Source organism: Psychrobacter sp. 219-2-C, assembly GCF_049560815.1.
Lineage (GTDB): Bacteria > Pseudomonadota > Gammaproteobacteria > Pseudomonadales > Moraxellaceae > Psychrobacter > Psychrobacter faecalis.
Genome location: NZ_CP186933.1, coordinates 2,346,832 through 2,358,996 on the forward strand (window position 1 = coordinate 2,346,832; position 12,165 = coordinate 2,358,996).

A 12,165-nucleotide genomic window follows, 5' to 3' on the forward strand; every position below is an offset into this window, starting at 1 on the left:
ATAACGTCAACACATTAACGATAAAGTTTAAGTCAATTATAAAACGATAGGACAGGTATAGCATGAGTCGTGAAATCTTAACGGTAGTAGAAACTGTCAGTAATGAAAAGGGCTTAAATCCTGAAGACATCTTTGAAGCAATCGAAGATGCTTTGGTGGTATCCACGAAGAAAAAAGTCTATACCGATCAGCCAGAAGTAGCGGTACGGGTTGCTATTGACCGTGCGACGGGCGATTATGATACTTATCGTTATTGGACAGTGGTTGCAGATGAAGACCATGAGATGCCTGCGTGTCAGCTGGCGATTACCGATCTTGACCAAGACGAATGGTCAATTGGTGATATCAAAGAAGAGCAGATCGAATCGATTGAATTTGGTCGTATTGCAGCTACGCAAGCCAAGCAAGTTATTATTCAAAAAATCCGTGAAGCAGAGCGCAATTTAGTAGCCGACGCATTTGAGCCACGTATTGGCGAGATGATGTATGGCGAAGTTAAAAAACAAACGCGCGATGGTTATATCATTGATTTAGGTGACAACGCTGAAGGCTATTTGTCACGTGATCAGATGCTACCTCGTGAACAATTGCGCCCAAAATCTCGTATCAATGCCATTTTGTACCATGTTAACCGCGAAAACCGCGGCGCTCAATTGTTACTATCACGCACGCACCCTGAAATGCTCTCAGCATTGATGCAAAAAGAAGTGCCTGAAATTGCTGAACAAATTATTGAAATTCGTAATGTCGCGCGCTTGCCGGGCACGCGTGCTAAAATAGCGGTTAAAACCAACGATCATCGTATTGATCCAGTTGGTGCTTGTATTGGTATGCGTGGTACGCGTATCCAAGCGGTACAGCAAGAGCTTGATGGCGAGCGTATCGATGTGGTGGTTTGGTCAGATGATCCAGCCCAATTTATCATCAGTGCGCTAGAGCCAGCGGACGTCAGCAGTATCATCTTAGATGAAGACACGCAAACGGCGGATATTATCTTTAGCACCAATGATCAATTGGCGCGGGCGATTGGCTCACAAGGTCAAAACGTGCGTTTAGCCTCTGAATTAACCGGCTATAAGCTCAATATGATGTTAGAGGAAGAGTATCAGCAACGTCAAGAAAACGAAAGTAAGGCCTTTATCGAATTATTTTATGAGCGCTTAGAGGTCGATAAAGATCTTGCCCAAGCGCTGGTTGATATTGGTTTTACCAGTATTGAAGAAGTCGCTTATGTACCAGTCGAAACTTTCTATGATATCGAAGGGTTAGACGACGAAGCGATTGACATGATTCAAGAGCGTGCCAAAGAAGTGGTTATCGCCGATGAATTGGTCAAACAACAGAACATGAAAGAGCCAAGTCAAGAGCTACAAGATCTTGAAGGAATGACGGTCAGTTGGGCTTATAAAATGGCACAAAAAGACATCATTACCGTGGATGACTTGGCAGAACAAGCCGTCTTCGATCTAGAAGATATCGAAGGTTTAGACTCTGAAACCGCAGGAAAACTCATCATGAAAGCTCGGGAATCTTGGTTCAATGAATAAGCGGTAACTGCATATCGCTGTCTTTTAGTGATATGCTATCGATAATAAGGGCTGGTATGACGTAATCCAATCAAATGCGTTATAAATACTAGCCTTAACCCAATCATTTGTAGCCAACAACTGAATTGAACATATAGCAAATAATAGACAGTAGGTGATAATAAATGGCAGATAAGACCGTCAAAGAACTGGCAGATATGGTAGGCAAAACCGCAAGTGCTGTACAACAGCAACTGGTAGATGCTGGACTGCCTGCTCGCGCAGAGGATGACCTAGTCACCGAGCTTGAGCAAGAGAAGTTGGTGACGTATTTAAAGCAAAGTCATGGCCAGCAAGAAAAGCGACGTATTAGCCTGAAATCTAAAACGACCAGCACCGCACGCGTGACCGGCTCTTCAGGTAAATCTAAGAGCGTTAATGTAGAAGTGCGCAAAAAGAAAGTATTCGAGAAGCCTGATCCAGAAAAGATGGCGGAAGAATTGGCAGCGCGCGAACAAGCCATGATTGAAGCACAAGAGCGGGCAACTAAAGAAGCAGAAGAGCGTGCCGCTACTAAGAAAAAGGCGGAAGAACGTCAAGCGGCTACGTTGGCAGCGATGCGTGCAAGCTTAGGTTCGAGCAAGAAGTCAGACGATAAGAATGACGATATCTCAACCTCAGTAGTGGTGAAAAAAGGCGGTAAAGCGGCGGTAGAAGTTAAACCGAAAGAGCAGCCGAAGAAAAAAGTTGCCGCCACAAAACCAAAAGTTGAGACCGCAGCTGAGCGTAAAGCTCGCGAAGCTCGTGAAAAAGAAGAAGCCCGCCTGCGTGAAATCGAAGCAGAAACTCGCCGCGCGCAAGCCGAAGAAGCGCAAAAGCGCACGCTTGAGCAAATGCGTAAAATGGCTGGTAAATATACCGATCAGCCGGCTACTGAAGTGCGTAAAGATGAGCCGTTAGCCGAAGGTTTGGTCGGTGATGCGCTAGAAGAATCGTTTGAAAAAGAACGTCGCGAAATCAAACGCGGCACCAGTAGCACCAGTGCTCGCGGTCGTGGTCGCCGTAAGAATCAAGACGAGCGTGAAATCAAAAACCGTAAAAACGGTTTACGCTCAACGCAAGCCTCACAGCATAAGTTTGAAAAACCAGTCGATAAAATCGTTTACGATGTTGAGATCAGTGAACACATTACGGTTTCTGATTTGGCACAGCGTATGGCGGTTAAAGCTCGCGAAGTGACCAAATTGCTCATGAAAATGGGTGAAATCGCACGCGAGTCCGACACTATTGATCAAGCAACAGCTAGTCTGATTGTTGAAGAGATGGGTCATAACCCAGTACCGGTTAGTGATACTAAGGTCGAAGACGATCTGCAAGATGCGGTAGATGAGCGTAGCAGTAACGTGCAAACGCGTCCACCAGTTGTAACTATCATGGGTCACGTTGATCACGGTAAAACCTCATTGCTCGATAAAATCCGCACAACGAAAGTTGCTACCGGTGAAGCGGGCGGTATTACTCAGCATATCGGTGCTTACCATGTGAAAACCGATCGCGGTGTTATCACCTTCCTTGATACCCCAGGTCACGCCGCCTTTAGTGCTATGCGTTCACGCGGTGCTCAAGCGACAGATATCGTTGTCATCGTCGTTGCTGCCGATGATGGTATGATGCCGCAAACTGAAGAAGCGATTGATCATGCGCGCGCTGCTGGTACGCCTATTATCGTTGCTATCAACAAAATGGATAAGCCAAGCGCTGATCCTGATCGCGTACTTAATGAGCTCACTGCTAAAGAAGTGGTATCAGAAGAATGGGGCGGCGATACCCCAATGGCACGTATCTCAGCCAAAACGGGTGACGGTATTGATGAGCTATTAGAGCTTATCAGTCTACAAGCTGAGCTAATGGAGCTAGAAGCACCGTTAGATGGTGCTGCTCAAGGTGTCGTTATAGAATCAAGACTTGAAAAAGGTCGCGGTCCAGTTGTCAGTGTCCTAGTTAAAAAAGGTACCTTAAAACAGGGCGACTTGGTATTAGCAGGTGAGCATTACGGTAAGGTTCGTGCCATGACCGATGAAAATGGTCAACGCATCAAATCTGCTGGTCCGTCTATCCCTGTAGAGATATTAGGTTTACCTGAAACACCTGCTGCTGGTAGCGAGTTCTTAGTCTTAACCGATGAGAAAAAAGCCCGTGAAGTGGCAGATTTCAGAACCAACCGTGAGCGCGAGCGCCAGCTTGAACGTCAAAATGCGATGCGCTTAGAGAGCATGTTTGATCAGATGGAACAAGGCGATGTGTCATTCTTAAATATCGTCTTAAAAACTGACGTGCGTGGTTCGCTTGAAGCGTTACTTGCGGCTCTAAATGAGTTATCGACGGATGAAGTTAAAGTTCGAGTGATTAGCTCAGGCGTTGGTCCAATCTCTGAATCTGATGTGACATTGGCTGAATCGAGCGAAGCGGTATTATTAGGCTTTAACGTCCGTGCAGACGCAACCGCACGCCGTAAAGCGGACGCTGCTAAAATGGATATTCGCTACTACAGCGTTATCTATGGTTTGATTGATGATGTCAAAGCGGCAATGAGTGGTATGCTAGCACCAGAACATCGTGAGAAAATCTTGGGTGTTGCTGAGGTTCGCGAAGTATTCCGTTCTAGTAAGTTTGGTGCTGCTGCCGGTTGTATGGTGGTTGAAGGAACGATTTATCGCAACAAACCTATCCGCGTCTTGCGTGATGACCAAGTTATCTTTACGGGTCAATTGCAATCATTACGTCGCTATAAAGAAGACGTTAATGAAGTACGTACCGGTATGGAGTGTGGTCTAGCGGTTCGTGGTTACGACGTCGAAGCGGGTGATAAAATCGAAGTCTTTGAAATCCAAGAATTCGCTCGTACTATCTAAAGCAGTCGTTTGACAATTCTTAATATTCAGCTGTACTTAGGCCTAACAGGTACACCCTGCTAGGCCTTTTTTAGCAAGGACATTGTGTTTTATGTTTAATGTCATTAGATATAACGTTCATGCGTTTTTAATGAGAGTTTTTTAATAAAAATAAGCTGTATGACCAATAAGGTAATAACATGAATCAACGTTTACAACGCTTAGCTGATCAGATTCAGCGTGAGCTTGCGGTCCTTATTCGTGACGAAGTCAATGACCCGCGTTTGACGGGCTTTGTCACTATTTCTAGCGTTAAAGTTAGCCCAGACTTGGGTTATGCTGATATTTATGTCACCATCATGGAGCCTGAGCTTAACGATGCGATGACCAAATCTAGCCATGAAGACAGCATCAAGGTCCTCAATAAAGCGGCGGGTTTTTTGCGTACCGAATTAAGCCACAGTCTAAAAACGCGTACCACACCGCGTTTACGCTTTCATTATGATGAAGTGACGGCGCGTGGCAACTATATGATGGATCTTATCAATAAGGCCGTGACCAAAACTGAGCAAAACGAGTCTGATGAGCAAGAAATTAACGAGTAATAGCTATTATGTCGACCGCCTCTACTAACACCTCTACGCCAGCCGCTGCAAAAACGCTTAAAACGCCTGAGAAAATCAAAGTCTCGGGCGTAATATTAGTGGATAAGCCGCAAGGTATGACCTCGCAACAAGTAGTGTCAAAGGTGAAGTATTTGTTTAAATCACCCAACCATGACAGTAAAAAAGCTGGTCATACAGGCACACTCGATCCGATGGCAACGGGTTTATTGCCCATTTGCTTAGGTGAGGCTACCAAGTTTAGTCACTATCAACTCGATGCCGATAAAACCTATCAAGCAACCATTCTTTTGGGTAGTCAAACCGATACGGGTGATGCCGACGGGCAGATTGTTGCTGAAGCACTTATTCCACAGTTTGATCATGCCATATTAGAAAACATTGCTCAGCAATTTTTAGGGCCACAGCAGCAAATTCCTCCGATGTATTCGGCGCTAAAGAAAGACGGCAAAAAATTGTATGAATATGCGCGAGCAGGTATTGAGATTGAGCGGCCCGCAAGAGATATTGTCATTAAAGCCATTGATTTAACCGCAATCGATGCGCAACAAATTCAGTTGACAGTGACTTGCTCGAAAGGTACATACGTACGAGTATTGGCAGAAGATATCGCTAAAACCCTTGGCACGCTAGGGCATCTCACCGCTTTACGGCGCCTAAAGGTTGGTAGTTTTAAGATTGATAATGCGATTGGTTTGGCCAATCTAGAAGCGTTGTCGCTTGAGAGTCGCCTAACCCACCTATTACCCGTTGATGCTTGTATCACCCTTGATACGGAGCTTACCTTAACCACAGAGCAGTGCGCCCGTGTTCATATGGGACAGCGCCTAAATGTCACCGAGCAGCTGACGGACGATATACGAAGCTATATTACAACGGCTATCGAACAACAGTATTATGAAAATGACGGTGACAAAGAAGATAGTGAAACCTTATTACCTCATGAAATGCCCGTAGATATTCGTCTTATAGATGAGCAAGGGCAGTTCATTGGTTTAGGGTCGGTAAGTCTAAACGGGCGCTTACAGCCTAAAAAGTTGATTCAGTTATGATATACCTTTTCAAAGCAGCTTAACTGAAACTAGGTAAAGCTTACTAAGAGTTTACACTAATCACATATCATCACATTTTATTGCAGGTTTCACCTATAGTGAAACCTGCTTTTTTTGTACCTTAGTTAAGTCAGCTACGGAAAGCGAGACAAGGATATAAAAAATATAAGAAAATAAAAATAATAAATTGGAATTTTATTAAATATTAGAATTATAAAAAAAGCAGTATATATAAAAATAAAAAGACATTAACTAATATAAAAAATAAAAAGACATTAACTAATATAAAAAGTATCTGAGGTTAGTAATAAAAGATATATTTTAAAAATACTCATACCTAAAATTGAAATCTAAAGTATAAGGATTACTATGAAAACTATTGCTTTCTTATTACATAATAACTTCGAACAAGCCGAATATGAAGAAGTTAATAACCAATTAAAAGATAAAGGTTATAAAACAGTCCTCATTACGACCAATAAAGACAAAGAAGTCCAAGCGATGCAGCAGGACGTCAATAAGGGTGATACCTTTACTGCAGATATATTTGCTAAAGACGCTAACGTTGCTGATTATGAGGCACTGGTTTTGCCAGGTGGCACGGTGAATGCCGATACCATACGCGGTAACGAAGAAGCGCACAGTATCATTAATGCTATTAACAATGCAGGTAAACCATTGGCGGTCATTTGCCACGCGCCTTGGGTATTGATTAATACAGGTATTGCTAAAGGCAAAACTTTGACAGCTTATCACTCGTTACAGACAGACTTAGAGAATGCTGGCGCAAATTTTGTAGATAAAAGCGTGCAAGTGGACGGCAATCTAATCACCTCACGTAATCCAGATGACATTAACGATTTTGTGGCTGCTATTGATAAAGCGTTATCTTAGATTAATAAGCCAATTACATTTTACAGATTAACCTAAAAGAAGCCGCTACTAATTATTAACGATTTATTTATATTGATTTTACGAAATTACCATAACTTTAAAATCATAACTACAAAAAAGGAAATTATTATGTCAAATCCTAATCCGAATGATACCAAGCTTGAGCAACAACGTTCAGAATCAGCAACTGCTGCCCTAAAAGGTCAAACAGAAGACAATCATACAGAAGATACTGAAGCGGCTGCAGACCGTATTGCTGATAATTTAAAAAATGCTAAAGAAGAAAAATAGTTAATCTTATACTTTATTAAATTTACTAATGATTGATAAATTAATTGGTAGAAAAATAATGATAACTAGGAGTATTTATGACCGACTCAAAAGACAACATGGACGCGCAAGAGAAAAAAATTAAACAACAAGCTGAAGATATCAATCCTAAAGAAGATAATATTCCAGATAGTTTAGCGGAAGCAACGACGGCTTCTCTTGAAAATAATGAGCTTGGCGGTAATGCTACGCAGGACGACGTTAAGAATGATAAATAGTTGATGAAACGTTAGTCTTACAAATTTAGGCCTTAATCAATTTTTCTCTGCAGAAATTGTAAAACTACTATAAAAACTGCTGCTAGTTCAGCAGTTTTTTGTTATAATCGCTGTCACGTTTAATTTTCGCTTTATTCTTAACTAAACGTTCTAATTGATAAGTTTGTCGTACACTAGGTCAACTCTAGTAATGCAGGGTTGTCCTGAATGACGGTTAAACTTTTTATTTTTTATTCTATTGTGTCTAGATGCTTTAAATTGAAAGTATCTTAATACATTTAGCATTGCCGGAGAGATTTATGCTAACCAATTCTGATCGTGAACAAATCATTGCTCAATACCAACGTGGCGAAAACGACACGGGTTCTCCAGAAGTTCAAGTAGCGCTATTGAGTGCTCGTATCAACGATTTACAGAACCATTTTAAAGAGCACAAAGCGGACCATCATAGCCGTCGTGGTCTTATCCGTATGGTTAACACGCGCCGTAAACTGCTTGACTACTTAAAAGGTAAAGACCTTGGTCGTTATACCACCCTTATTAGCCAATTAGGTCTACGTCGTTAATTTGGTAATAATAGTACCGATGGCAACCAAAAAAGATTATGCGCTAATATGGCAGCATTTTAAATTTTTTGCTAAGCCACTTGGTATTTGCTTGCTAAGCTCGATAAAATAGATTTTCTCTAAAGACGGTGTGGAATAGTTTCACGCCGTTTTTTTATGCGTATTTATATGAGTTTGACTGTTGAGAAATTATGCCTTAGCGGCATACGTTTAATGTGACAAACTCCTATTTTAACCAACTTTTTTATACTGAAATGCTTATGACGGTAATGCGCAAACAGACAGTTTGGCATTTCATTGGTCAATGGCTATAAATCACTGTAAAATAATGCCTTATGAGTTTGAGAGTAGTATTCGCGCTCGATTAAATATTTATAAGGTTTATCGTGATGAGTATTATTTATCAAACAGTGGCTAGCAAAGCAGATTTTAGTCAGCAAATAACGTGAAATCGTTATTTAAATAAAGGTATCAAATAAATAGGTAACAAAATTGCTCTAATCGACCCAGTTTCCAATTATGTTAACGTCAATTAGTAGCCAATCACGAGTAACCAGTTACCAAGAATTTTTAATGACAGATATCAGCTTTTTATAATGCTGATATCCCTTTCGTCAGTCAATATTAGGAAAATTATATGACAATGTTTAATACCATTAAGCGTGAATTCCAGTACGGCGACCAGCAGGTCGTTATTGAAACGGGCCGTATCGCGCGTCAAGCAAACTCTATTTTGGTTCACATGGGCGGCGTGACTGTCCTAGTAGCGGCAGTAGTAAAGTCGGATGCTAAAGAAGGTCAAAACTTCTTTCCATTGACCGTCAACTATCAAGAAAAAATGTATGCGGCTGGTAAAATTCCAGGTGCATATGGTAAACGTGAAGGCCGTGCCAGCGAAAATGAAACCTTAACGTCGCGTCTGATTGACCGTCCGATTCGTCCGCTATTCCCTGAAGGCTATGTGAACGAAATTCAAATTACGGCAACGGTTGTCTCGTCTGATAAAACTCAGTCAGCAGATATCGCGGCACTCATCGGTGCTTCAGCAGCGCTGGCTATTTCTGATGCGCCATTTAATGGTCCGGTAGCAGCAGCGCGTGTTGGCTTTATCAATGGCGAATATGTCCTTAACCCAACGCTTGAGCAGCTTAAAGACAGCGACCTTGACTTGGTGGTTGCGGGTACCAAATCTGCAGTATTGATGGTTGAATCAGAAGCGAAAGAATTGTCTGAAGACCAAATGCTAGGTGCGGTTTTATACGGTCATCAGCAGCAGCAAATCGTCATTGATAATATCGCGTCATTGGCAGAAGAGGTTGGTACCGCTAAGCAGCAATATACCGCGCCTGTTCGCGATCAAGCGTTAGAAACCAGCATGAAAGAGCAGTTTGGTGAGCAAGTGGCTGATGCTTATACTATTACCAATAAGCAAGAGCGCTACAGCAAACTTGACGAAATCAAACAAGCGATCATCGAAGCATTGGCAGGTGACGCCGAAGCAGAAACGTATAACGATACGGTATCTGAATTAAAAGAAATTTATGAAGAGTTAAAATACCGCACCGTTCGTGACAATATCTTGTCAGGTAAGCCGCGTATCGATGGCCGTGATCTTGAAACCGTTCGTGCGCTAGATGTACAAGTAGGCGTATTACCATATACCCATGGTTCAGCACTATTTACCCGCGGTGAAACACAAGCATTGGTAACCACCACGCTTGGTAACACCCGTGATGTAAACATGATTGATTCATTGGCTGGTACGATTCGTGACCATTTCATGTTGCATTACAACTTCCCACATTTCTCAGTTGGTGAAACCGGCCGTGAAGGTGTGCCAAAACGCCGTGAAATTGGTCATGGTCGCCTAGCGCGCCGCGGTGTTGAAGCGATGTTGCCAGATAGCGAACGCTTCCCATATGTGATTCGTGTAGTATCTGAAATCACCGAATCAAATGGTTCCTCTTCAATGGCTTCGGTTTGCGGCGCAAGCTTGGCATTGATGGACGCTGGCGTACCGCTAAAAGCACCAGTTGCGGGTATCGCGATGGGTCTGGTTAAAGAAGGCGAGCGCTTTGCTGTATTGTCTGACATCCTAGGTGATGAAGATCATCTTGGCGATATGGACTTTAAAGTAGCAGGCTCGAAAGACGGTATTACCGCGCTACAGATGGATATTAAAATCGAAGGTATTACCCCAGATATTATGGAGCAAGCGCTTAAGCAAGCCCACGCTGGTCGTATTCATATCCTAGAAGCAATGAATAAAGTACTGCCTGCAAGCCGTACAGAAATCAACGCTCATGCCCCTAACTATGCGGTCATTGAAATCAACCCAGAAAAAATCCGTGATGTGATTGGTAAAGGTGGCGCAACGATTCGTCAGCTAACCGAAGAAACTGGCGCGGTTATCGATATCGATGATGCTGGTACCATTCGTATCTTTGGTGAAAATAAAGCAGCAACCAAAGCGGCTATTGGTAAAATTGAAGCCATCACCGCAGAAGTGGAAGTTGGTAAAACTTATCAAGGTACGGTTGCGCGTATCGTTGACTTCGGTGCTTTCGTTAACGTCTTGCCAAACACCGATGGCCTCGTACATATCTCGCAAATCGCCGATGAGCGCGTAGAAAACGTGTCTGACTACCTAAAAGAAGGTCAAACCGTCAGCGTATTAGTACAAGACGTTGATAACCGTGGTCGTATTAAGCTGACCATGAAAGGTATCGAGCAAAGCTAATTCGCGTTTTTTGAATTAGTTAGATAAAAAAAACCGCTTTGGTTGCTGATATTAGCAAACAAGGCGGTTTTTTTATGTCTTCAAAAAGGTGAGGATAGGGAGAAAATGATTTATATGCTGATATCTTTAGGAAGGTGGATATCGATACGCAGCTTTGGTAAATCTTGCAAATGCTGGTTGATGAGCGGCAAGATATCGCTATGCCAGTCTAAAGCAATAGACGTTGTCATTTCAGCGTTATCAGCAATATTATTTTGAGCAGAATTTTTTTGCGAATAATGAGCAATAAGCGGGCGCGCTAGCAAGGCAATCCTACGTATACCTTGATAACGGATAAGCGGGATAAGTTGCTGTTGTAAATCGACTAGAGCTGCGCTTAGCCAACTTACCCTCGGTGAATGATAGGGATGATCCGATATCACGAGGTTGGCAATATAACTTGGTTGGCTACCGTTGCTACTGACGCCAAGCCCAGCTTGCTCACGTGCGCGTTTATGCATCAAACAGCTACCAACCATTAGGCTACCCTCGCGGCAGGCACGAAAGTAGCGTTGGTAATTGTCCGGGTACAGGTTTTTGCTGCGCGTAAGGATAGGGTCTAACAGAATACCGGCGTTATTCACTGGCAATACCAGCAATTGGGCGCTACTATTTAAAATAGGGGCGTGAGTAAGTTGTAGACTTGCCATTTATCTATCTGCCCCTTTGTGAAATGAATATTATTCTACTCTGTTTTTCGCGCTTTCAGCAGCTTCTAATTGGGCAATTTGCTCCTCCAGGAGGGCGATTTGCTTTTCTTTCATCTCTGTCAGCTGCTTATTCATTGCCAACTGTTCCGCTGCCAGCTTCTCTTGTTCTGCTAAGCGCTGACGCTCATCTTCTAAGCGATCTATTTCTTCTTTTGCTAAACTATCATTTTCCGGCAAGGGCGCATTTAGAATAGCGTTGGGATCAGGGATTTGGCTGTTTGTACTTATCGAGCTATCGCTATCCAAAGTTAGTTCACCATCATCTAATGAGGTGGTATCTGCTTGCGCAGCGTTATTTTGCTCAATAGACTCGGCAGTAGGTGTTGTGCTTTCGATCGGCGCCTTTTCAGTGTCTAGCGAATTGTTTTTCCAAACCAAGTAGCCAATTAAGAAAACAGCTAGTATGACAATTGGCCACCATTTATTGCGTTGTTTCACTGGTTGTTTTTTTAATGGTTTAACTGATAAAGGCGGTGTTTGTTTTTTATTCATACAATGGTCGATTTATGTCAAAAATATAAGTAGGCATACTATAGCAAACTCAAAATAAAAAGCCTATCTATTGGTAGATAGGCT

The 12,165-nt window shown here is 42.6% G+C and carries 11 protein-coding genes; 9 read left to right on the top strand and 2 right to left on the bottom strand.

The annotated features are described in order from the left end of the window. Positions 1-62: 62 nt before the first annotated feature. The 9 genes from nusA (at position 63) to pnp (ending at position 10,840) form a co-directional block, all read left to right on the top strand. Entirely contained in the window at positions 63-1,547 is a 1,485-nt protein-coding gene (gene nusA, locus ACPEGP_RS09625) for a transcription termination factor NusA (protein ID WP_068407903.1), read from the top strand. Between the two features lie 164 nt (positions 1,548-1,711). Further along, positions 1,712-4,438 (top strand): translation initiation factor IF-2, encoded by a 2,727-nt coding sequence (gene infB / locus ACPEGP_RS09630; RefSeq protein WP_191691258.1) that lies wholly within the window; start codon positions 1,712-1,714, stop codon positions 4,436-4,438. Between the two features lie 179 nt (positions 4,439-4,617). Then, positions 4,618-5,022 carry a ribosome-binding factor A gene (locus ACPEGP_RS09635; protein WP_068407899.1) on the top strand — a complete coding sequence of 135 codons (405 nt, stop codon included), beginning with the start codon at positions 4,618-4,620 and terminating at the stop codon, positions 5,020-5,022. An 8-nt stretch (positions 5,023-5,030) separates the two neighbouring features. Further along, positions 5,031-6,092 (top strand): tRNA pseudouridine(55) synthase TruB, encoded by a 1,062-nt coding sequence (gene truB, locus ACPEGP_RS09640; protein WP_423813268.1) that lies wholly within the window; start codon positions 5,031-5,033, stop codon positions 6,090-6,092. A gap of 369 nt (positions 6,093-6,461) precedes the next feature. After that, positions 6,462-6,986 (top strand): type 1 glutamine amidotransferase domain-containing protein, encoded by a 525-nt coding sequence (locus tag ACPEGP_RS09645; protein ID WP_423813269.1) that lies wholly within the window; start codon positions 6,462-6,464, stop codon positions 6,984-6,986. Between the two features lie 129 nt (positions 6,987-7,115). Continuing rightward, on the top strand, positions 7,116-7,277 hold the full coding sequence (locus ACPEGP_RS09650) for a hypothetical protein (RefSeq protein WP_191691264.1): 162 nt from the start codon (positions 7,116-7,118) through the stop codon (positions 7,275-7,277). Positions 7,278-7,354: 77 nt separating this feature from the next. Further along, positions 7,355-7,534, top strand: a complete 180-nt coding sequence (locus tag ACPEGP_RS09655; protein WP_423813270.1) for a hypothetical protein — start codon at positions 7,355-7,357, stop codon at positions 7,532-7,534. Between the two features lie 299 nt (positions 7,535-7,833). After that, positions 7,834-8,100, top strand: a complete 267-nt coding sequence (gene rpsO / locus ACPEGP_RS09660) for a 30S ribosomal protein S15 (protein ID WP_068407892.1) — start codon at positions 7,834-7,836, stop codon at positions 8,098-8,100. A gap of 637 nt (positions 8,101-8,737) precedes the next feature. Continuing rightward, complete coding sequence (gene pnp, locus ACPEGP_RS09665) at positions 8,738-10,840, top strand: polyribonucleotide nucleotidyltransferase (RefSeq protein ID WP_200663042.1); 2,103 nt, start codon at positions 8,738-8,740, stop codon at positions 10,838-10,840. Positions 10,841-10,950: 110 nt separating this feature from the next. Here pnp and ACPEGP_RS09670 read toward each other — a convergent pair whose 3' ends face one another. Together ACPEGP_RS09670 and ACPEGP_RS09675 are read right to left on the bottom strand one after the other, a co-directional pair. Next, positions 10,951-11,529: a hypothetical protein gene (locus ACPEGP_RS09670; RefSeq protein WP_286796466.1), complete on the bottom strand. Its 579-nt coding sequence runs from the start codon at positions 11,527-11,529 to the stop codon at positions 10,951-10,953. Between the two features lie 30 nt (positions 11,530-11,559). Next, positions 11,560-12,081, bottom strand: coding sequence for a hypothetical protein (locus tag ACPEGP_RS09675; RefSeq protein ID WP_423813271.1), 522 nt, complete (start codon positions 12,079-12,081; stop codon positions 11,560-11,562). Positions 12,082-12,165: the final 84 nt, after the last annotated feature.